This window comes from Streptomyces sp. SID14436 (genome assembly GCF_010548465.1).
Taxonomy (GTDB): Bacteria; Actinomycetota; Actinomycetes; order Streptomycetales; family Streptomycetaceae; genus Streptomyces.
In genome coordinates, this window is the sequence record NZ_JAAGMD010000444.1 from 1 (window position 1) to 21,461 (window position 21,461).

Below are 21,461 nucleotides of genomic sequence, written 5' to 3' on the forward strand. Positions count from 1 at the left end.
GCGGGCTGCCGGGTGTCGTCGTGGCCGGAGGCCACCGGGGCCTGTGCCTCCTCCTCCAGCGAGCGGTCCGAGCGGATGCCGAGCATGCCGAAGGCGGTCAGGCCGGCGGCGACCAGGGCCGCCACCGCGCACACCAGGTACGCGGTGTGGAAGCCGCTGCCCAGCGCGTCCAGGGCGAGGCCGTGCGCGGCGGAGCCGGGGGCGCCGGGCGGGAGGCTGTTCACGGCGATGGGCCCGCCGGCGTCGGCGATCTGCTGCGCGGCGGCGATCTGCCCGGCCGGCAGGTCGGCGCCCGCCAGGCCGGAGGCGAAGGCCGACCCCGCGTTGCTCAGGGCGACGGCGCTGACCACCACCGGGCCGAGGACGAAGCCCAGGTCGCGCAGCATGTTGGTGGTGGCGCTGGCCATGCCGGCCAGGTGCGGCGGCACGCTGTTCAGCGCCACGGCCGTCACCGAGCTGACGGTGAGGGCGAAGCCGATGCCGATCAGCAGGGTGGGCGCGACGAAGGCGCCGAGCCCGGTGTCGGTGACGTCCAGCCGGGTGCCGAGCAGACAGCCGACCGCCATCACGAGGAAGCCGGAGGACAGCAGCCAGGCGGGGGCGACCCGGTGCAGCAGGCGGGAGACGACCGGGATGAGCAGGAAGGCGGGGCCCTGGAGCAGCAGGAAGGGCACCGCGACCCGGATCGGGTCCTGGTGCTGCACGGGGCCGAGCCACATGCTCGTCGCGAAGCAGGCGCCGAGGAAGGCGAGCATGCCGATCACCGCGACGACCGACGAGATGGTGAAGGCCCGGTTGCGGAACAGCTTGAGGTCGAAGATCGGGGAGTCCGCGCCCAGTTCCACCAGCACGAACCCGGCGAGGAAGCAGGCGCCGAGCGCGAAGGAGAGCATGACGGGGAGGGTGGTCCAGCCCGACTCGGGGCCCTCGACGGCGCCGTACAGGACCAGGATGAGGCCGACGGCGAAGGTGATCTGGCCGGGGACGTCCAGCTTGCGGCCCTCGGGCGCCTTCGACTCCGTGGCGAGCAGCAGGGTGACGACCATGCTGACCAGGGCGAGCCCGACCAGCACCCAGAAGGAACCGCGCCAGGAGCCGACCTTGGCGAACATGCCGCCGAGCAGCGGTGAGAGGGCCGCGCCGGCGGACAGGAAGCCGCTCCACAGGGCGACCGCGTGGGCGCGGTCCCGCTTGGTGCGGGTGACGGCGGTGATCGCGGTCAGCGATCCGGGGAACATGGCGCCCGCGCCGAGGCCGTTGAGGGCGGCGCCCACCCAGAGGACCTGCACGGTGGGGGCGAGCGCGGCGACGGTGCTGCCCGCCGCGACGAGGGCGGTGCCGGCCACGACGAGGCGCCGCCGGCCGAAGAGGTCGCCGAGCACACCGAAGGTGAACTCGAAGCAGACCACGGCGATCATGAACGCCGCCGTGATCCAGGTGAGCTGCGATCCGTGGGTGTTGAGGTCCTGCTGGAACAGGCCGTTCAGCGAGGCGGGCAGGGCGTTCGCGACCTGGGCGACGAACACCGCGCCGCAGGCGGCGGCCAGTGTTCCCGCGTAGCCCGGCAGTCGGGCGGCCCCCGCGGTCGGGCCCTGGGACGTCGTCGTCCCGTTGTTGACGGTCATGGCTGTTCTCCATGGCTGGGAAGAGGGCGTCCCGGAACGGGAGCCTGGAGAGCGGTGAGGCCACGGCCCGGCGGTCGCGGTGGGGAGAGGCGTGACGGCGGGCCGGGCGTGATGCCGTGGAGAATGGCATTCGCTTTACGCCGCGTCAATGCTCTGAGTGTGACATAAAGCAAACAGCTGGGAAGTAAGGTCACACATCAGCGCGTCGTCTCGGATGGCGGACGTTTCGGCCGGTGTGCGTACGGCCCGTCAATCTCGCTTACGGTCCGTGAACAGGGGTGGCGGTGTGGCCGGTCGGCGTGCGGACCAGCACGTTAGGATCCGGGCATGGCGAACCTTCGTGAGGCGCACAAGCAGATGACGCGCCGTCTGCTGCTGGAATCGGCGCTCGAACTCTTCAACGCGAAGGGGTACGCCGGCACCACGGTGGACGACATCGCGACCGCGGCGGGCACCACGCGCGTGACCTTCTACGCGTACTTCTCCTCCCGCAGCGAGCTGATGCGGGCGCTCATCGACGAGCGGCTCAACGAGGCGCTGCGGCGGGTCCGTTCCGCGGAGCACGGCTCCACGGCGCACGACCTGGTGGCCACCGTCGCCGAGGGCACGCCGGAGGCGATCGGCGCGTGGCTGCGGCAGACCGCCGAGCGGTGGCCGGACATCCGGCCCATCATCCGCGCCGGACGCGACGCCGCCGTGGTCGACCCGGAGTTGACGGACCTGGTGGAGCGCTGGCTGGAGGAGGCCATCAGCGACATCGAGGACGGGCTCGACCGGGCGGGCCGCTTCGAGCCCCACCAGCGGCGCTTCCGGGGGGTGCTCGCGATGGCGCAGCTCGACTTCGTCGCCCAGAACTGGCACCGCGCCGACTGGAAGCTCAGCCGCGACCAGATGCTGGACGAACTCGGCGAGAGCTGGGCCCGCCTGCTCACCTGACCCGGCGGAGCCCGACGGCCGGCCCGGCCCGCCCGGCGGGGGTCACAGACGCGCGGCGGCGTCCAGCAGCAGGGCGCGGAACCAGGCGACGAACTCCTGGTCGCCCGACCGCGGATTCCACACCATGTCGATCCCCAGTCCGGGCAGCGGGAACGGGAACTCCTCGATCCTGAGCTCCGCCAGCTCCCGCATCGCGGCGGCGACCTGGTACCGGAACAGCGCGACGCCGCCCGCGCGGGCCACCAGGACCGGCACCAGCAGGAAGTCGGAGACCCGCAGGCCCACCCGGTAGGTGACGCCGCGCTCCTCCAGCACCGAGTACGGGAAGACCCGCCGGTCGGTGTCGACGACGACGTGCGGCAGCCCGGCCAGCAGGTCCAGGGCGCTCGCGTCGGGCGGCGCGTCCGCCCCGGCCACGACCACCACGCGGTCGTCGTAGAGGCGCTCGCGCGGATGCGGCGAGAAGTGTGCCTCGGAGACGAGGACCACGTCGACGCCCTGGTCGGTGTAGGTCGCCTCGGTGGGCACGGTGATGGTGCGCAGCCGCAGGGTGACACCCGGCGCGCGTTCGGCGACGAGCCGGATCAGGTGCGGGCCGATGACGAAGGCGGTGCTGTTCGTCATCGCGACCGTGACGACGCGCTGGTCCGTGGCGGGGTCGAAGGACGGCAGGTCCACGATGCGCGCCGTCTGCTGGAGCACGCTGCGCAGCGGCGCGGCCAGCTGCGTCGCCTTCGGGGTCAGGCTGACCCCGGGCCCCTGCCGGACGAGCAGGTCGTCGTCGAGCAGCCGCCGCATCCTGGCCAGCGCGTGACTCATCGCCGGCTGGGAGAGGCCGACCCGCTCCGCCGCGCGGGTCACCGAACGTTCCTCCAGGAGCGCGAGGAGGGGCACCAGCAGGTTGAGATTGACGGAGGCCAGGCGGTCCAGTGCCGAAGCCGCGGTGCCCTCTGCGTCGTCACCGGCGTCGTCCATGCCGAGGCATGTTACGCGGCGGACCGGCTCAGCCGGCGCAGCCGCGGGACCGGGATCCGGTGGTCGAGCGCCGCGACCGTGCCGGTCCCGTCGGGGTGCGGCCAGCGCATCAGCGCCGGTCCGCCGCCCGGCCCGCCGGCCAGGTACTCCGGCTCCCCGGCCGGGGGCAGCGGGCCCACGGCCTTCAGGTTCAGCCCGAACTGCTCGGTCCAGAAGTACGGCTGGAACTCCAGCGGCGGCGCGGCCCCGCCGTGCACCAGCGCCCTCGCCGCCGCTTTCGCCTGCTCGATCGCGCTGCTCCACAGCGGGATGCGGCGCGGACCGGACGGGGTGGGCAGGCCGACCAGGTCCCCGGCGGCGGCGATGCCCGGCCGGGCCAGCCCGCGCGCGTCCACCGGGACGAGGCCCCGCTCCACGAGCCCTGTGCCGGCCAGCCACTCCGTGTTGGGCACGTCCCCGACGGCGGACACCACGAGGCCGGCCTCCAGGACCGTGCCCTCCGCGAGGACGACCCGCGGGCCGTGCTCCGGTCCCTCCAGGCGGGCCGACTCCGTGTCGACGACCGTGAGTCCCCGCTCCCGCGCCGCCCCGACGAAGACGCCGGCGAGGTACGGGCCGAGCTGCACCGTCAGCGGCAGCCCCTGGGAGACGAGGGTGACGGTGCAGCCCGCGGCCAGACAGCCCGAGGCGATCTCCATGCCGAGCGGGCCCCCGCCGACCACGACGACCGACGGCCGCCCGGCCAGCCGTCCGCGTAGCCCCAGCGCGTCGTCCAGGCCGCGCAGGGTGACCTCCCCGGCCAGTGCGGACAGCCGTCGCGCCCGGGAGCCGGTGGCCAGCACGACCCCGTCGTACGGCAGCTCCGTGCCGTCGTCGAGGCGGACCCGGCGGCGGTCCGGGTCGAGCCCGGTGGCCCGCACGCCGAGCAGCTCGGTGGCCCCGTGCGCGCTCGGCGCGAGGCGATGGGCGGCGTGGTCGTCGTGGTCGAGCAGGAGGGCCTTCGACAGGGCGGGGCGGCTGTACGCCGGGTGCGGCTCGTCGCCGACGATGGTCAGCTCGCCGTCGAAGCCGGTGTCCCGGAGGGTGTCGGCCGCCGTGAGCCCGGCGATGCCGTTGCCGACCACGACGACGCGCCGCAGGGCGGCGGTGCTCATGCCAGCCTCAGCGCGGCGACCGGGCAGACCCGGACGGCAGCCTGCGCCGCGGCGGCGTCGGCCTCGCCGACCTGCTCGCGGTCCAGGACGAGTTCGCCCTCGTCGTCGAGGTGCATCAGCTGCGGGGCGGCCTCCTCGCACAGGCCGTGCCCCTCACAACGGGCGCGGTCGAGAACGATGTTCATGCCGGGACCACCTCCAGGACGGGCAGCTCCTCGATGCTGCGGGTGATGTTGCTGGGGACGCGGACCTCGGGGCCGAGGACGAGGCGCTCCACGCGCCGGGACAGCGCGTCGATCACGGCGTGCGCCTCCAGGCGGGCCAGTCCCTGACCCGCGCAGCCGTGCGGCCCGTAACCGAAGGACAGGTGGTCGACCGGGTTGCGCGCGGCCAGGAAGGCGTCCGGGTTCTCGTAGTGGCGGGGGTCGCGGTTGCCCGCCCCGAACAGGACGGCGACCTGGGCCCCTTCGGGGACGACGACGCCGTCCACGGTGACGTCCCGGGTGGCGCGGCGCCCCCAGGCGTGGATCGGGGCCCAGTAGCGCAGTACCTCGCTGAACGCGCTCGGCACCAGCGAGGAGTCCTCGCGGACCAGGGCGAGCTGGTCGGGGTGCCGTCCGAAGAGGGCGACGATGTTGCCGATCGACGCCATCGTGGTGTCGACGCCCGCCCCCAGGTACTGGTGGATGATGTGCCCGGCGGTGCCCGCGGGGATGTCGCCCCGGGCCTCGGCGTCGAAGATGCCGCGGCCCACGGAGCCCTCGGCCAGGTCGGCGGCCCTGACCTGGGAGCACCAGGCGTACAGCTCGCCGGCGATCGGGAAGTTCTCGGCGGTGCGCTGATTCATCGGGCCGATGACCTGCATGGCGGCCTGGCCCCAGCGCAGCATGTTGTCGCGGGCCTCGCCCGTGAAGCCGATCAGGTCCGCGACGACCTCCAGGGGGAAGGCCCGGGCGAGGGCGTCGACGGCCTCGAAGGAACCCTGCTCGACGAGCCGCGCCACCAGGGCGTCCGCCTTGGCCTCGATCCGTCCCTTCAGGCCGCGCAGCGCGCGCGGCGAGAGGTTCTCGGTGAGCGTGGCGCGCAGCCGGGTGTGCACCGGCGGGTCGGAGGCGAGGGAGGTGCCGCTGAGCGCCTCGTTGACCGCCGGATTGAATCCGATCGAGGTGGAGGAGAAGGACTCGACGTCGGCCAGGGCGCCCCGGATCACGTCGTACCGCGTCAGCGCGTAGACGTCGTTCTCCGGCAGGTGGACGACGGGGCCCGTCTCCCGCAGTGCGGCGTAGACGGGGTACGGGTCGAGGAGGACCTCGTCGGCGAAGAGGTCGATGTCCGAGGTGGGTGGGGTGCTCATGCCCTCAGTGAAGGGAGACCGCCCCCATTCGGCAAGTGAATGTTTTGCATGGCGCACCATGCATCCGCTGCATGATCGCTGGTCGGGCGGCCGTGCTCACCTTATGTGCAATATTTTTTCTCTGCGTCTGTTTCATTGACGTCGTGTAAAGCGAATGGCTACGGTGACCGCACCCACCGGGTGCCGCGCACCCCTCCCCGGACTCGTGAGGCAGCCATGAGCGTCGAGAGCACCACCGTCAACACCGTCCTGGGCCCGGTGCCGGCCGATCGGCTGGGCGTCGTCGCCGTCCACGAGGCCCTGCTGTCCGTGGTCCCCGGCGCGGAGCACGCCTTCGACGTCACCCTCGACCGCGCCGAGATCTTCGAGGTGCTCGCCGCGAAGCTGAACGACTTCCGCGTCCACGGCGGCGGCACCGTCGTCGACAGCACCGGCATGTTCCACGGCCGTGACGTCCGGCTCTACGAGACCCTCTCCCGGGCGACCGGCGTGCACATCGTCGCCTCGACCGGCCAGGGCCCGGAGGAACTCCTCGGCGGCTACTTCCTCACCCCGCAGACCGACCCGCCCACGCCCTGGCCGGCCGAGAAGTTCGCCGACCTGTTCGCCCGGGAGGTCACCGAGGGCATGGTCGTGCCCCGCGTCGAACGCCGGGGCGCGGCCGGACTGGTGGCCACCGCGGCGACCCGCACGGGCATGACCGCCACCGACGAGAGCCTCTTCCGCGGCGCCGCCCGCGCCGCGCTCGCCACCGGTGTCCCGGTCTCCGTCCGGCACGGCGCCGACGCCCTGCACGACCTCGACGTCGTCCTCGACGAGGGGCTGCCCGCCGACCGCGTCGTCGTCGGCGGACTCGACCGCCGGGACGCCGTCGCCGCCGGAGCCCCCCTGGAGGTCGCCCGCCGCGGCGCCCACGTCGCCCTCGACCACGTCGGCACCGAGGACGAGGACCACCTCACGGACGCCGAACGCGCCGACCTCGTCGCCGAGTTGGTCCGTCAGGGCCATTCCGGCCGGATCCTGCTGTCCACCGGCGCCACCGGAGTGGCCAAGGGCCACACCGGCAACGACCTGCCCTACAGCCACGTCCTCACCGCGTTCGTCCCCCTGCTGACGGCGCGCGGCGTCGGCGAGGAGGACACGCGGCGGATCCTCGAAGCGAACCCGCGCGCCCTGCTGTCGGTGCGCCCGGCGCGCTGAGCGCCCGCCCGAACGACCATCAGGCTTCTTGATCCGAAGGTGAGTGCTGTGTCGAGAGTGAACACCGTCCTGGGGGCGGTCCCGGCCGAGGAACTGGGGCTCGTGGCCGTCCACGAGCACATCGGCTACGGGATGCCCGGCTCCGAGCTGGACACGAAGTGGTGGAAGACCCCCGAGCAGCGGTACGAGGAGACCGTCCCGAAGCTGCGCGCGTTCCACGAGTACGGCGGCGGCACCTTCGTCGACGCCACCGGCATCTGCAACGGCCGCGACGTCGACCACTACAAGTCGCTGTCGGCGAAGACCGGCGTCCACATCGTCGCCTGCACCGGCTTCGTCGGCGGCGACACCGCGCTGCCGCACTTCGCCCGCGCCGACGTCGACTACCTCATGCGGCAGTTCGTCCACGAGATCACCGTCGGCATCGGCGACACCGGCAGCCTCGCCGGCGTCATCAAGGTCGGCGTCAGCCGCGGCGGCCGCATGACCGACCTCGACAAGCGCATCTACCGGGCCGCCGCCCGCGCCGCCCTCACCACGGGCGTGCCCATCCTCACCCATCTGGCGATCGACGCGGAGAACGCGATCTCCATTTTCCGGGAGGAAGGGCTGCCCCTGGACCGCGTCCTGTTCGGGCACGTCGACGACGGGGTCAACGCCGACAAGACCCGCGACGTGTGGATCGCCGAACAGGGCGGCCGCATCGGCTTCGACACCTTCGGCTACGAGACCGAGCTGCCCGACCCGCCGTTCTGGGCCCGCCCCCGCCAGGAACGCCTCGACCACTTCCTGCGGTTCATCGACGGCGGCCGCAGGATCCGGCAGGTCCTCGCCTCCGCCGACGCCAACTGCAGCCCGCTGGGCTGGCCCGGCGTCAAGGGCCACACCGTCAACTACATCTTCGAGGACCTCATCCCCGACCTCCGCGCCGCCGGCCTCGACGAGGCCGCCATCCGGACGATCTTCGTCGACAACCCGGCCGACTTCCTCACCCTCCAGAAGTAGAGAGAACGACCATGCAGCTCTCGGACCTCAAGAACCTGAAGATCGCCGTCGTCGGTGCCGGCTACGGCGGCGCGGCGGCGGCCAAAGCGCTGAGCCTGCTCGGCGCCGACGTCAGCGTCTACGAACAGGCCACCCGCATCCGGGAGGTCGGCGCCGGAATCGGCCTGCGCCCCTCCACCATGAACCGCTTCCGCGAGTGGGGCATCTTCGACGCCATCGCGAAGGTCAGCTCCCCGAGCGAGTACTTCGAGATCCTCACCGCCGCCGGCGACCCGATCATGAAGGAGGCGTGGCCCGCCGACGGCGAGCAGACCCACACCCATCTCATCCACCGCGGCGACTTCATCGAGGCGCTGCTGGGCGTGCTGCCCGAGGGCATGGTGCACCTCGGCCACAAGCTGGAGACCGTCGAGGACACGGGCGACCGCGCCGTCCTCACCTTCGCCGGCGGCAGGACCGTCGAGGCCGACCTGGTCGTCGGCGCCGACGGCATCAAGTCGGTCGTGCGGGACCGGCTGTTCAGCGACAAGGGCCCGGTGTTCTCCGGCGAGCGCGCCTACCGCGCGGTGATCTCCGCCGACGACGCCCACGGCATGGTCGTCGACGACAACCTCCGCATGTACATCGGCAAGGGCACGAAGATCTACCTGCTCCCGCTGCGCCACCGCGGCCAGGTCTCCTTCGACATCACCGCCCTGTGCCCGGACCCCACCTGGAACCCGCGGGTGACCCGGGAGGACCTGCTGCAGACCGTCGAGGGCTTCGACGAGCGTCTCATCTCCATCACCCGCGGCCTCGACCTCGACACCGTCAACGTCCGCGGCGTCTACGACATCGACCCCGTCGACACCTGGCACTCCGACTCCGTCGTCCTGCTCGGCGACGCGGCCCACTCGATGCTCCACCACCAGGGCCAGGGCGCGAACTCGGCCATCGAGGACGGCGGCGCGCTCGCCGACGCCCTGCGGCAGGCGGACTCCGTCAAGGAGGCGCTGGCCCTCTACCAGGCCACCCGCAAGCCGGTGACCGACCAGCTCCAGAGCATCTCCCGCCAGGGCTGGAGCGAGGACGAGATCGACGAGGTCTTCCCCGGACAGAAGCCCGCGGCCGCCGCGGCCAAGGAGTGACCCATGCCTCTGCACCCCGAGATCGCCAAGGTCCTGGCGGGCCTGCCCGCCCCGCCCGCCGGCCCCCTCGACCCCGCCGCGATGCGCGCCGCCGAGGAGGCACAGGTCCCGTTGCCCGAGGAGCGGCTGCCGCTGCACGCGGTGCAGGACGTCACCGCCCGGACGGCCGCCGGTGACGTGCCCGTGCGCGTCTACACCCCGGACACCGCGGAACGCCACGGCCTCATCGTCTACTTCCACGGCGGCGCCTTCTTCCTCGGCAGCCTGGACACCCACGACCACGTGGCGCGCTCGCTGGCGAAGGAGACCGGCCTGAAGGTCGTCTCCGCCGGCTACCGGCGCGCCCCCGAGGCGGCCTTCCCGGCCGGCCTCGACGACTGCCACGGAGTCGTCCGGTGGGCCGTCGGCCAGGGCGCGGAGCTCGGCTGGGACGGCACCACCCTCGCCGTCGCCGGCGACAGCTCCGGCGGCAATTTCGCCGCCGCCGTCGCGGCCCGCGCCCACGACGAGGGCTTCGACCGGATCACCCACCAGATCCTCTACTACCCCTCCCTGGACCTGGACTTCGACACCGGCCGCTACGCCTCGCTGCGGGAGAACGCCGTCGGCTACGGGCTGGAGACCGCCGCACTCAAGCCGTTCAACGCCTTCTACCTGGACAGCGGCGCCGACCCCGCAGACCCGCTGGTCTCGCCGGTCAAGCGGCAGGACCTGACCGGTCTGCCGCCCGCCCTCGTCGTCACCGCCGAGTTCGACCCGATGCGCGACGAGGGCGAGCTGTACGGACAGCGGCTGCGCGAGGCCGGAGTGGACGCGAGGGTGAGCCGGTACCCGGGCGCGGGCCACGGTTTCGTCCAGCACTTCTGCTGGATCCCCGAGTACCACCGGGTCTTCGCGGAGACGCGGGACTTCCTCGGCCGGTCCTGACCGGCCACCCGGAACGAGCGGAGCGGAAGCGGCATGACGCGAGCAGTCCCCGTCCACCCCCTGGTCTCCCCGTGGGGCCGGTTCGGGCTCTACAGCTTCTACATCGACGCGCCCCAGCCGGCGATCGTCGACACCGGGATCGCCTCGTCCCCCGCCGAGGGGATGGCGCCCGCGCTGGAGGCGATCGGGCGGCGCATCGAGGACGTGCGCTGGATTCTGCTGACCCACGGTCACATCGACCACGTCGGCGGGGCGTTCGCCCTGTGGGAGCTCACCGGGCGGCGCGCCCAGGTGGTCATCCACGAGGCCGACGCGCCCTTCCTGCGCTCCCGCTCGGCCCACGTGGCGGAGTACCGCGCCGGGCGGGGCCGTTACCTGCGCGACCCCGAGGGCGAGGCCAAGGTGGCGGCCGCCGCCGAGGCGGTCATCTCCGGCGAGATGGAGCCCACCCTGCTGGTCCGGGGCGGCGAGACGCTGTCCCTCGGCGAGGGCGTCACCGTGTCGGTGCACCCCGTCCCGGGCCACACGCTCGGCTCGGTCGCCTACGTCCTCGACGGACAGCGGGCGGTGTTCACCGGGGACGCCGTCCAGGTGCACGGCGCCGCCAACGGATTCCCCGGCTACACCGACCCGCGGGCCTACCGCGACGGCCTGGTGTACCTGCGGGACACCGTCCGCCCGCGCCACCTCTACCTCGGGCACCCCTACCGCCGCGCCGACGGCACGCCCTACGGCGTGGAACTCGACGAGGCCGAGGCGCGCCAGGCCCTCACCCAGAGCCTCGACATCGAGAGCCGGGTGGCCCGGGCGGCCTGCGCCTGCCTGCGGGCCGGTCCGCAGGAGACCGACTCGCCGTACGCGCCGTTCGAGCCGGTCGCCGGGGAACTCGGCTACACCGGGGACCCCACCCTCGAACCGTCGCCGTTCTTCACCACGCTCGCCGGCTACCGCACGCACTTCGACCGCACCCCGTGACACAGGAGCACCACGTCATGACCGACTTCCAGACCCTCCGGGCGGGCGAGCAGACCATCGCCGTCCGCAAGGACCTCCGGGTCCCGATGCGCGACGGCGTCGAACTCGCCGTGGACGCCTACCACGGTCAGGACGACACCCCCCGCCCGGCCCTGATCGCGATGAGCGCCTACGGCAAGGAACTCCAGGCGCTCGCCCTCACCACGCCCCCGCAGTTGCGGCCCAGCCCGATGTGGGACGGCTGCATCGAGGCGGGCGACATCGCGCGCGTCGTGCAGGAGGGCTACGTCCACGTCATCGGCGACATGCGCGGCACCGGCGACTCCGGCGGCGTCATGATCGGCAACTACAACTTCGGCGGGGTGCCCCAGGGGCAGGACCTGTACGACGTCGTCGAGTGGGTCGCCGCGCAGCCCTGGTGCGACGGCAACGTCGGCATGATCGGCATCTCCTACTTCGGCTCCATGCAGGTGCTCGCCGCCGCCGAACGCCCGCCGCACCTCAAGGCGATCTTCGTCAGCGGCGGCCACTACGACTTCTACGAGACGACGTACCACGGCGGCGTCATGTGGTTCATGCCGCGCGCCGCCCGCGAAGGACGCGGCGGGGACTCCGGCATCGCCCACACCCACGTGAAGTCCCGCATGCAGGAGGTGTACCCGCCCGAGGAGCTGAAGAAGCTGGTCGACGAGCGGCTGCGCGACCCGGACGTGGCGGCCTGGCCCAACCTGGTGCACGTCCTCAAGTACCCCAAGAACCGAGAGTTCTGGTTCGACATCGTGATGAACCCGCTCGACGGCGACTGGTACGAGGAACGCAACCCGGTCAACCTGGCCCGGAACATCGACATCCCGGTCTACCTCCAGATCGACCAGGGCCGCGGCTGGACCGTCGACGGTCACATCGAGCTGTTCGACGTCCTCAAGGGCCCCAAGAAGCTGGACATCGGCTCCTACCCGCCCATGCAGTCGCGCCCCTGGATCGAGGAGCACGACAAGATGTTCCGCTGGTACGAGTACTGGCTCAAGGGCGTCGACAACGGGATCATGGACGAGCCGGCCGTGCGGGTCTTCGTGGAGGGCTCGCGCGAGGTGGTCACCGCCGGGCAGTGGCCGCCGAAGGAGATCGAGTACACCTCCCTCTACCTGCGGCCCCGGCGCAAGCTGTCCTTCGAGCCGGAGGCGATGGGCGCCGAGCACGCCGCCCCCGACGGCTTCTACCAGGCGCCGCTGACCGTCACCGACAAGGTGGAGATCCTCGACTGGCGCACCGAGCCGTTCGAGAAGCCCACCGAGCTGATCGGCACCGGCGCGGCGCACCTGTTCGCGGAGATCGACCAGGACGACACCAACTTCATCCTGCGCCTGTGGGACGAGGCCCCCGGCGGCAAGCGGCAGCTGATCACCAGCGGCTACCTCAAGGCGTCGCACCGCGAACTCGACGAGGAGCGCACCACCGAGGGCAACCCCTACCACCCGCACACCCGCGCCGTGCCGGTGGAGCCGGGGACCGTCCAGGAGTACGTGCTGCGGCTCTACCCGTTCGCGGCGACCTTCCTGCCGGGACACCGGCTGGTGGTGGAACTGTCCAACAACGAGCCGCTCGCCGACGCGCACAACGCGCTGCTGCCGCCGGACGCCTTCCACCTGCCGGTGGGCCGTCCGGTCACGCACAAGATCTACCGGGACGCGGCGCACCAGTCCCGGCTCGTGCTGCCGTTCACCACGGCCCCCGCGGACGACGCGGGGCGGTAGCCGGCGCCGGGCGCCACCGGGCCGGGGGGGGGAACAGCCCTCCCGGCCTTCCCGGCCGTCAGCCCGCCTCGGTCAGGTCCCGTTCCACGGCCCGTGCCGAGGCGTCCAGGACGGCGACCAGGGACCGCAGGCGCTGCGGGTCGTACCGCGCGCTCGGCATCGACACCGACAGGCCCGCCCGTGCCCGGCCGCCGGTGTCGCGCACCGGCACGCCGACGGCCACCAGACCGCGCTCGGACCGCTCCCGGTTGACGGCGGAGCCGTTGCGGCGCAGCCGCTTCAGCTCGGTGCGCAGCCGGTCCAGGTCGGGGCGCTCGCCCGGCCGGTCGGTGTACCGCTCCGGTGCGTAGACGTCGTCGAGTTCCTCGTCGGTCAGGTCGGCGAGGAGCAGCAGCCCGGCCGTCGTGCGGTGCGCCGGGAACACCATGCCCTCGCGGGACCCCACCCGCAGGGTCTGCCGGCACTCGACGGAGGCGATGAAGCGCGCGGTGTCCCCGGTGCGCACGATCAGGTTCGTCGTCTCGTCCAGCAGGTCGACGACCCGTTGCAGATGCGGCAGGGCCACCGCGCGCAGCCGCGACACGAACGACTGGGAGTGCGCGGCGAGCTCCAGCACCGGCCCCGCCCGGTAGACGCGGTCCTCGCCCTGCACCGCGAAGTCCCGGTACACGAGCATCGCCAGCAGCCGGTGCGCGGTCGACCGGGCCACCCCCAGCCGCTCGGCGATCTGCGACACGGTCGCGCCGCCCTCCATCTGCAGGACGGTCGCCGCCCGCAGCGCGTGATCCACGCTGGCGATGGGATAGGGCGGCGGCGTCTTGAGCGGTTTGTCCATTCCGACGGTCCCTTCCGGAGGCCCCGGCGCCCGCGGTCCCGGCGGCCGGTTCTCCCCGCCATCCTCGCACACGTTCTGCTCTCCAGAATTCGAGTGTTCTTCACAGAGACACACGGCAGCCTGTCGGCATGACACACTCCTCCCTCGCCCAGGAAACGGTGACGGGTTCCCCGGTCCGGCTCGAAGCCGTGGCCGCGGAGGGGCAACCCGAGGTCACCCCGGCGCTCGAAGAGCTGTACCGGGGTTTCGAGAAGGAACTCCTCGTCCCGCTGTGGACCGAGATCGGCGACCTGATGCCGGCCCACCCGCGCTCGCGCGCCGTGCCGCACCTGTGGCGCTGGGACCGGCTGCGGGAGCTCGCGGCCCAGGCCGGTGACCTGGTGCCCGTGGGCCGCGGCGGCGAGCGCCGGGCCATCGCGCTCGCCAACCCGTCCCTCGGCGGGAGGCCGTTCGCCACCCCGACGCTGTGGGCGGCCATCCAGTACCTGATGCCCGGTGAGGACGCCCCGGAGCACCGCCACACCCAGCACGCCTTCCGCTTCGTCGTCGAGGGCGAGGGCGTGTGGACCGTCGTCGGCCGCGACCCGGTGGCCATGCGGCGCGGCGACTTCCTGCCGCAGGCCGGCTGGAACATGCACGCCCACCACAACGCCACCGCCGAGCCGATGGCCTGGATCGACGGACTGGACATCCCCTTCCAGTACACGAGCGAGTCCCAGTTCTTCGAGTTCGGCCGGGACGAGATCAGCGACGCGGAGCGCATCACCCCCGAGCGTTCCCGCTCCGAGCGGCTGTGGGGCCACCCCGGGCTGCGCCCGGTCGGCGCCGCACCGGCCGGCCCCGGCTCCCCGCTGCTCGCCTACCGCTGGGAGCACACCGACCGCGCCCTCGCCGACCAGCTCGCCCTGGAGGCCGAGGGGTACGGGGGCACCGTGGAGCCCGGCCACGCCGCCGTCCGCTTCTCCGACCCGGCGACCGGCGCCGACGTGCTGCCGACCATCCGCGCCGAGGTGCACCGCATCGCCCGCGGCGCCGAGACCGCCCCGGTGCGCGAGACCGGCTCGTCGGTCTACCAGGTCTTCGACGGCTCCGGCACCGTCACCGCCGGCGACACCACCTGGTCCGTCACCCGCGGCGACCTCTTCGTCGTCCCGTCCTGGCAGCCGCTCTCGGTGCGCTCCGAGGCCGGGTCCACCGACTCCGACTCCGGCGCGCTGGACCTGTTCCGGTTCAGCGACTCGCCGATCTTCGAAGCCCTGCGGCTCGACCGTACCCACGTGGAAGGAACCACCCGATGAAGCTCGCCACCCTCCGCACCGGCGGCACCACCCGCGCCGTCAAGCTGGACGGCGACGTCCTGGTCGACCTCGGCGCCCCCGACCTGGGCGCCCTGCTCGCCGAGGAGGACTGGGCCGGGCGCGCGGCGGCCGCCGCCTCCGACGGCGCCACCACCTACCCGGTGGCGGGCGCCGACTTCGCCCCCGTGGTGCCCGCCCCGTCCAAGGTGGTGTGCGTCGGCCTCAACTACCGCAACCACATCCAGGAGATGGGCCGCGACCTGCCCGAACACCCCACCCTGTTCGCCAAGTTCGCCGACTCGCTGATCGGCGCGCGCGACGACATCGCCCGGCCGGACGAGACCGTGCAGTTCGACTGGGAGGTCGAACTCGCGGTGGTCGTCGGCAGGAAGGTGCGCCGCGCCCGCGGCGCGGACGCCGAGCAGGCCATCGCCGGCTTCACCGTGCTGAACGACATCACCTGCCGGGACTGGCAGTTCCGCACCCGTGAGTGGCTCCAGGGCAAGATGTGGGACTCCAGCACCCCGGTCGGCCCCTACCTGGTCACCCCGGACGAGTTGCCGGGCGGTGTCCGCCCCGTCCTGGACGTGTCCCTCACCGTCGACGGCGAACTCATGCAGTCCGACACCACCGGCGACCTGCTCTTCGACCCCGTCGACCTGGTCGAGTACGTCTCCACGGTCACCCGCCTGAACCCCGGCGACATCATCGCCACCGGCACCCCCGGCGGCGTCGGCCACGCCCGCAGGCCCGCCCGCTACCTCCTCGGCGGCGAGCGCGTCGTCACCGAGATCCAGGGCATCGGCCGCCTGGAGAACACGGTCGTCAAGGAGAAGTCCGCCTGATGGCCCGCACCTTCGACCAGGCCCGCCACTGGAGCCGGCTCGGCACCGACCTGCTGCTCAAGGCCGCGGACGGTCTCGACGACGCCGACTTCGCCGCCCCCGGCACGCTGCCGGGCTGGAGCCGCGCCCACGTGACCGCCCACGTCGCCGCCAACGCGGAGGCACTGTCCAACCTGGTGCACTGGGCCGCCACCGGCGAACCCACCCCCATGTACGCCTCGCCCGAGGAGCGCGCCGCCGGCATCGAGCGGGGCCGCGCGCTGCCCGCCGTCGAACTCACCGCGTGGCTGCGGACCTCGGCCGAGGCACTGGAGGCCGGCATGGCGGCCCTCGGCGACCACCAGTGGCGCCGGGAGGTGGTCACCGCTCAGGGCAGGACCGTGCCCGCCACCGAAGTGCCCTGGCTGCGCGCCCGGGAGGTGTGCGTGCACGCCGTCGACCTGGCGGCCGGGGTGTCCTTCCTGGACCTGCCGGACGACTTCCTCGCCGCCCTGTGCGACGACATCGTCGCCAAGCGCGCCGCCGCCCCCGGCCCGGCCGTGACCCTGCGGGTGGCGGCCACCGGCACCACCTGGAAGCTGCCCGGCGACGGCGAACCCGCCCTGATCGAGACCGGGTTGCCCGCCATCGCCGCCTACCTCGCCGGACGGGACGCGGGACCGCGCGCCGTCGGCGGCAGGCCCGCCCCCACGCTGGGCGCCTGGCTCTGACCAGCGGCCCGCGAACCGTAAGGAAACCGGTCATGAATCCTGAACCCACGCCCGCCGGGCGGCCCGACGTCCTCGTGGTCGGCGGCGGCATCGGCGGCCTCGGCGCCGCCTTCGCCCTGTCCCGCCAAGGGCTGCGGGTCCGCGTCCTGGAGCGGGCCCCGGCGTTCGGCGAGGTCGGCGCGGGCCTCCAGATCGCCCCCAACTGCACCCGCATCCTCGACGAGTACGGGCTGCTGGACGAGGCCCGCACCCTCGGCGTCGTCCCGGACGGCATGGTGATGCGCGACGCCCTCGACTCCAGCGAGCTGACCCGCCTGGACCTGCGCGACCTCGAACGCCGGTACGGCTTCCCGTACATGGTCATCCACCGCAGCGACCTGCACGGCATCTTCCTGCGCGCCTGCGAGCGCGCCGGGGTCGAACTGCTCACCGACCGCACCGTCGTCGACTACGAGCAGACCGAGGACGGCGCCCTGGTCCGCCTCGCGGACGGCAGCACCGAGGAGGCGCCGCTGGTGATCGCCGCGGACGGCCTGAACTCCGTGGCCCGCACCAAGCTGATCGGCGACGACGTCGTCAGCTCCAGCTACGTCGCCTACCGCGCGGCCGTCCCGATCGAGCAGGTCCGGGACAACGGCGTCGCGGAGAACGACGTCACCGTGTACATCGGCCCCCGCTGTCACTTCGTCCAGTACGCCCTGCGCGGCGGCGAGATGTTCAACCAGGTCGCCGTGTTCGAGTCGCCGAAGGCCCTGGCCGGCCAGGAGGACTGGGGCACGCCGGACGAGCTGGACGCCGCCTTCGAGGCGACCTGCGACCCGGTGCGCAAGGGCATCCCGCTGATGTGGCGGGACCGCTGGTGGCGGATGTTCGACCGCGATCCCGTCGACACGTGGGTGCACGGCCGCATCGTCCTGCTCGGCGACGCCGCGCACCCGCCGCTGCAGTACATGGCCCAGGGCGCGATCATGGCCATCGAGGACGGCTGGGTCCTCGCCCGGCACTACGCCCGGCTGGCCGAGGCCGCCCCGGAGGGCACCCGCCCCGCGTGGGAGGAGGCGCTCGCCGCCTACGAGGCGGTCCGGGTGGAGCACTGCCGCCGCGTCCAGACCACCGCCCGCGCGTGGGGCGAACTGTGGCACCTGGACGGTGAGTCCAGGCTCCGGCGCAACGCGATCATGCGGGCCCGGGACACCTACGACTACCACTTCACCGACTGGGTGTACGGCCCGACCGCCCTGACTCCCGACGAGGAGCCGCCCATGTTCGTCCCGATCCCGCTCTCCTCGGCCGAGCCCGAGGAGTCCGGGGGAGGAGCCCTGGCGACGACCGGCAGCGGCAGGGCGTAGACCCTCGACGCCCCGCTGCCCCCGCGCCGCCACCCGCCGCCGCCCACGTCCCCTTCAGGGGCGTGGGCGGCGGTCCTGTCGTGCCGGGGGCGGTGTCGTCATGCCGGTACCGGCGGGCGCGGTGCCGCCCGGTGGCCGGTTCCGTTGAAGCTGAGCGTGCGGTAGACCGTCACCCCGTCCGCGATCCGGCCGCACGCCTGCGCCGCCGCGGTGGCGCGATGCGTGTACGCGGGGTCCGCGGTGTCCAGCAGCACGCCCAGCGCCGTCCCGCTGTGGCCGACCGCGACGCCCAGGCCGCCGACCTCGCGGCAGATCTCGCACAGTGGGCCCAGGAGCCGCTTCGGGCGCAGCGCCTGGTTCATCAGCGCGCTCCGGGTCGCGACCCGGCCCACCTCGGCGAGGTCATGGGCGCGCACCGCACCGGTGAGCCGGTCCAGCAGACGCGCGTACTCGCGCCGGTCGGCCGCCGTGAAGGGTTTCGGGAGGCGGTTGAAGGCGACCGTGTCGACTGCGCCGCCCTCGTCCACGCCCACCACGGCCATGGCCGGCAGCGTCCCGAGGACCGCGCGCAGCCGCACGCTGCGGTGGTGGAAGGCGACGATGCCGGGATGGAGCACCCCGTCGGTGGGTTCGATGCGGGCCAGCAGCCGCTCGATCCGGGCGGCGGGCAGGGCGAGGCCCACGGCCTGTCCCACCGCCCGGGCGGTGGCGACCAGGTCGGCGGAGGAACTCGCCAGTCCCTTGCCCTCCGGGAGGAGGCTGCTGACCGTGAGCACCCCGCCGACCGGCCGCGGCGCGCGGGCCATGACCAGCCGCGCCATCCGCAGGGCCTTCACCTTCCGGGCCGGCCGGACCACCAGGCCGGGGGCGTCCGGGTCCGGCCGGAACACCGCCCTCGTCCACCGGGCGACCGGGAGCGTGACCAGGAAGTCCCCGTCCCGCTCCGGCAGTACGCCCTGCAGCAGTTCGCCGAAGGTGCCGTGGGCGGTGCCCACTCCGGTTCGCACGCGTGTCCTCCCTGAGCAGGCGTCAGGCGCCGTAGATGAAAGTGAAAATCATTTGTACGCGACGGGGTCCGGGTGCCGCAAGCCGGTCTCCGTGCGCCTGCCGCCGCCCGGCGGTCGATGCGCACCTGATGTTGACAATCATTTTCAAATAGTGTGATGCTCACGCCGGTCCCGTCGCCGACCAGACAGGAGGACCGGTATGGACCCGCACATCGCGGAGGCGGTCAAGAGACCGGATCTCGTCGCGCTGCAGCCCGGGTTGGTCTGCCTGCGCTTCGAGTCCATGAAGATCTACTCGGCCCTGGGAGCGGTGCGCCGTCTCCTGGAGACCGGTGCCGTCCGGCCCGGCGACACGCTCGTCGACAGCTCCAGCGGCATCTACGCCCACGCCCTCGCGCTCGCCTGCCACCGGTACGGCATGAAGTGCCACATCGTGGGCTCCACGACCGTGGACCGCACCCTGCGCGTCCAGTTGGAGATCCTCGGGGCCACGCTGGAACAGGTCCCGCCCTCCCGGGACCTGCGCCTGGACCAGGAGGCGCGGGTGCGGCGCGTCGCCGAGATCCTCGCCCGCAACCCCTCGTACCACTGGATGCGGCAGTACCACGACGACATCCACTACCTCGGCTACCGCGACGTGGCCGCCGCGCTCGACCGGGAGATCCCCGAAGGGCCCCTCACCCTGGTCGGCGGAGTCGGGTCCGGTGCCTCGACCGGCGCCCTCGCCACCTGGCTGCGCGAGGCCGGCCGCGACGTGTCCCTCGTCGGCGTCCAGCCCTTCGGCAGCGTCACCTTCGGCGCGCAGCACGTGGCGGACCCGGACATGATCATCGCCGGCATCGGCAGCGCCATCGCGTTCCGCAACGTCCGCCACGCCCTCTACGACCGCGTCCACTGGATCGGCTTCGACTGCGCCGTCTCCGGCGCCGTCCACCTCCTGCGGGACACCGGCATCTTCGCCGGACTGTCCGCCGGGGCCGCCCACCTCGCCACCCGCTGGGAACGCCGCCGGGACGACTCCCGCACCCACGTCTTCGTCGCCGCCGACACCGGCCACCGCTACGTCGACCACGCCTACGCCCGCCACCGCGAGGCACCGGACCCCGGCGCCCTGAAGCCGCACGAGATCACCGACCTGCGGGACCTCCGACTGCCCTGGTCCACCGCCGCCCGTGAGGACCTGCGCATCCCCGCCGCCCCCGCCCCCACCGACGAGAGGGACTGACATGCCCCGCCCCGAGCCGCGGACCGTCGCCGGGCTGACCGCCGCCGTCCTGGCCGGCGCCCACGGCCCCGACCCCCGCACCCTGCACGTCACCAGCGCCTTCCGGCTGTACCACACCACCCGGCTCGCCGGGAGCGACGTCACCTACCACAACCACTACCTCGTGCTGCGGACCGGCCCGGTCTTCGGCGCCTGCGCCTTCGAGGCCGGCGAGGTCGCCCCCGAAGTCTGCGCGGACGCCTCCGGGCACACCCTCGCCGACCTGCTGCGGCACCCCGCCACCGCCGTCCGGGTCGCCGCCCTCGACGCCTACCTCGCCCGCGTGCTGCCGCACCGGGACGCGCCCGGCGCCGAACCCGTCACCCTGCCCGCCGGGACCCCGGAGGTCCGGGCCCGCGCCCGGGACGCCGCCGTCGCCGGACTCCTCGACATCACGCCGGGCACCGCGGTCGCGCTCATCGGCGTGGTGAACCCGCTGGTCGCCGCGATACGTGAGCGGGGCGGCGTCTGCCTGCCCTGCGACCTCAACCTGCGCACCACCCAGTGGGGCGAGCGCGTCAGCGACGACATGACGGAGGTGCTCGCCGCGGCCGACGCCGTCGTCGCCACCGGAATGACCCTGAGCAACGGCACGTTCGACCTCATCCTCGAACACTGCCGGGACCAGGACATCCCCCTCGTCGTCTACGCACAGACCGGCAGCGCCGTCGCCCGCGCCTTCCTCTCCCACGGTGTCACCGCGCTCAACGCCGAGCCCTTCCCCTTCTCCCAGTTCAGCGCCGAACCGACGCTCATGCACCGCTACCGGGTGCCGCGGCAGGCCCCGGCACACGCCGGCGGGGCCGCCCGGTGAACACCGACGCACCCCGCGGCTCCGGTCCGGCCGGACCGGCTTCGGACGGCAACGGCGAACCGCTGCCGGGCGACCTCGCGATGGCCCGCGCCCTGTGGCCGGTGCTGCTCGCCTCGGCCGTCGGCCTGCTGCCGTTCACCGTCTTCAGCACCTACCTCGTACCCATCGCCGACCACGCCGGGAGCGGTGTCCCCGCCGTCGGCGGACTGCGCGGACTCGGCGGCCTGGCCGCCCTGCTGGCCGGCACCGCGCTCGCCCCCCTCCTCGACCGGGTGCGCCGGGACCGGGCGGCGGCGGGCGCGCTCGT

General features: G+C 73.2%; 20 protein-coding genes and 1 pseudogene. 14 read left to right on the top strand and 7 right to left on the bottom strand.

What is annotated here, in order from left to right:
• Nucleotides 1-1,625: MFS transporter (locus tag G3I53_RS15165; protein WP_239063911.1), on the bottom strand; the 1,625-nt coding region annotated here is incomplete at its 3' end.
• Nucleotides 1,626-1,952: 327 nt separating this feature from the next.
• On the opposite strand from G3I53_RS15165, the gene G3I53_RS15170 reads away from it, so the two are divergent.
• Nucleotides 1,953-2,561: a TetR/AcrR family transcriptional regulator gene (locus tag G3I53_RS15170; RefSeq protein ID WP_164334366.1), complete on the top strand. Its 609-nt coding sequence runs from the start codon at nt 1,953-1,955 to the stop codon at nt 2,559-2,561.
• Nucleotides 2,562-2,603: 42 nt separating this feature from the next.
• On the opposite strand, the gene G3I53_RS15175 is transcribed toward G3I53_RS15170, so the two are convergent.
• Genes G3I53_RS15175 through G3I53_RS15190 form a run of 4 tightly spaced genes read right to left on the bottom strand, consistent with a single transcriptional unit; the run spans nt 2,604 to nt 6,044 of the window.
• Nucleotides 2,604-3,536 carry a LysR family transcriptional regulator gene (locus G3I53_RS15175; protein ID WP_164334367.1) on the bottom strand — a complete coding sequence of 311 codons (933 nt, stop codon included), beginning with the start codon at nt 3,534-3,536 and terminating at the stop codon, nt 2,604-2,606.
• Between the two features lie 11 nt (nt 3,537-3,547).
• Entirely contained in the window at nt 3,548-4,690 is a 1,143-nt protein-coding gene (locus G3I53_RS15180) for an FAD-dependent oxidoreductase (RefSeq protein ID WP_164438443.1), read from the bottom strand.
• The gene (locus tag G3I53_RS15185) at nt 4,687-4,875 is read right to left on the bottom strand and encodes a ferredoxin (protein ID WP_164336837.1); all 189 of its coding nucleotides are present in this window, start codon (nt 4,873-4,875) and stop codon (nt 4,687-4,689) included. The genes G3I53_RS15180 and G3I53_RS15185 overlap by 4 nt, the downstream gene beginning before the upstream one ends.
• Nucleotides 4,872-6,044, bottom strand: coding sequence for a cytochrome P450 (locus G3I53_RS15190; RefSeq protein ID WP_164336839.1), 1,173 nt, complete (start codon nt 6,042-6,044; stop codon nt 4,872-4,874). Before G3I53_RS15190 ends, G3I53_RS15185 begins: the two co-directional genes overlap by 4 nt.
• A gap of 216 nt (nt 6,045-6,260) precedes the next feature.
• Here G3I53_RS15190 and G3I53_RS15195 point away from each other — a divergent pair, with 216 nt between their 5' ends.
• Genes G3I53_RS15195 through G3I53_RS15220 form a run of 6 tightly spaced genes read left to right on the top strand, consistent with a single transcriptional unit; the run spans nt 6,261 to nt 13,032 of the window.
• Complete coding sequence (locus G3I53_RS15195) at nt 6,261-7,244, top strand: phosphotriesterase (protein ID WP_164336841.1); 984 nt, start codon at nt 6,261-6,263, stop codon at nt 7,242-7,244.
• Between the two features lie 48 nt (nt 7,245-7,292).
• Nucleotides 7,293-8,249, top strand: a complete 957-nt coding sequence (locus G3I53_RS15200; RefSeq protein ID WP_164336843.1) for a phosphotriesterase — start codon at nt 7,293-7,295, stop codon at nt 8,247-8,249.
• Between the two features lie 11 nt (nt 8,250-8,260).
• On the top strand, nt 8,261-9,376 hold the full coding sequence (locus tag G3I53_RS15205; protein ID WP_164336845.1) for an NAD(P)/FAD-dependent oxidoreductase: 1,116 nt from the start codon (nt 8,261-8,263) through the stop codon (nt 9,374-9,376).
• A 3-nt stretch (nt 9,377-9,379) separates the two neighbouring features.
• Nucleotides 9,380-10,303, top strand: a complete 924-nt coding sequence (locus G3I53_RS15210) for an alpha/beta hydrolase (RefSeq protein ID WP_164336847.1) — start codon at nt 9,380-9,382, stop codon at nt 10,301-10,303.
• A gap of 33 nt (nt 10,304-10,336) precedes the next feature.
• A complete protein-coding gene (locus tag G3I53_RS15215) occupies nt 10,337-11,278 on the top strand; it encodes an MBL fold metallo-hydrolase (protein WP_164336849.1) in 942 nt (313 codons plus the stop codon).
• Nucleotides 11,279-11,295: 17 nt separating this feature from the next.
• Entirely contained in the window at nt 11,296-13,032 is a 1,737-nt protein-coding gene (locus G3I53_RS15220; protein ID WP_164336851.1) for a CocE/NonD family hydrolase, read from the top strand.
• Between the two features lie 58 nt (nt 13,033-13,090).
• Here G3I53_RS15220 and G3I53_RS15225 read toward each other — a convergent pair whose 3' ends face one another.
• Nucleotides 13,091-13,867, bottom strand: coding sequence for an IclR family transcriptional regulator (locus G3I53_RS15225; protein ID WP_164336853.1), 777 nt, complete (start codon nt 13,865-13,867; stop codon nt 13,091-13,093).
• A gap of 128 nt (nt 13,868-13,995) precedes the next feature.
• On the opposite strand from G3I53_RS15225, the gene G3I53_RS15230 reads away from it, so the two are divergent.
• Genes G3I53_RS15230 through G3I53_RS15245 form a run of 4 tightly spaced genes read left to right on the top strand, consistent with a single transcriptional unit; the run spans nt 13,996 to nt 18,069 of the window.
• Nucleotides 13,996-15,165: a cupin domain-containing protein gene (locus tag G3I53_RS15230; protein ID WP_164336855.1), complete on the top strand. Its 1,170-nt coding sequence runs from the start codon at nt 13,996-13,998 to the stop codon at nt 15,163-15,165.
• Nucleotides 15,162-16,010, top strand: a complete 849-nt coding sequence (locus tag G3I53_RS15235) for a fumarylacetoacetate hydrolase family protein (RefSeq protein WP_164336857.1) — start codon at nt 15,162-15,164, stop codon at nt 16,008-16,010. Before G3I53_RS15230 ends, G3I53_RS15235 begins: the two co-directional genes overlap by 4 nt.
• On the top strand, nt 16,010-16,720 hold the full coding sequence (locus G3I53_RS15240) for a maleylpyruvate isomerase family mycothiol-dependent enzyme (RefSeq protein ID WP_164336859.1): 711 nt from the start codon (nt 16,010-16,012) through the stop codon (nt 16,718-16,720). The genes G3I53_RS15235 and G3I53_RS15240 overlap by 1 nt, the downstream gene beginning before the upstream one ends.
• 32 nt (nt 16,721-16,752) lie before the next feature.
• The gene (locus tag G3I53_RS15245; RefSeq protein ID WP_164336861.1) at nt 16,753-18,069 is read left to right on the top strand and encodes an FAD-dependent oxidoreductase; all 1,317 of its coding nucleotides are present in this window, start codon (nt 16,753-16,755) and stop codon (nt 18,067-18,069) included.
• Between the two features lie 98 nt (nt 18,070-18,167).
• On the opposite strand, the gene G3I53_RS15250 is transcribed toward G3I53_RS15245, so the two are convergent.
• Nucleotides 18,168-19,076 carry a kinase gene (locus tag G3I53_RS15250; protein WP_205078242.1) on the bottom strand — a complete coding sequence of 303 codons (909 nt, stop codon included), beginning with the start codon at nt 19,074-19,076 and terminating at the stop codon, nt 18,168-18,170.
• A 199-nt stretch (nt 19,077-19,275) separates the two neighbouring features.
• On the opposite strand from G3I53_RS15250, the gene G3I53_RS15255 reads away from it, so the two are divergent.
• From G3I53_RS15255 to G3I53_RS15265, 3 genes and pseudogenes are all read left to right on the top strand, one after another.
• On the top strand, nt 19,276-20,301 hold the full coding sequence (locus G3I53_RS15255) for a pyridoxal-phosphate dependent enzyme (RefSeq protein WP_164336863.1): 1,026 nt from the start codon (nt 19,276-19,278) through the stop codon (nt 20,299-20,301).
• A gap of 1 nt (nt 20,302) precedes the next feature.
• Nucleotides 20,303-21,154, top strand: coding sequence for a DUF364 domain-containing protein (locus G3I53_RS15260; RefSeq protein WP_164336864.1), 852 nt, complete (start codon nt 20,303-20,305; stop codon nt 21,152-21,154).
• Nucleotides 21,151-21,461: pseudogene (locus tag G3I53_RS15265) on the top strand (hypothetical protein); the annotation flags it as partial. The gene G3I53_RS15260 and the pseudogene G3I53_RS15265, both read left to right, overlap by 4 nt.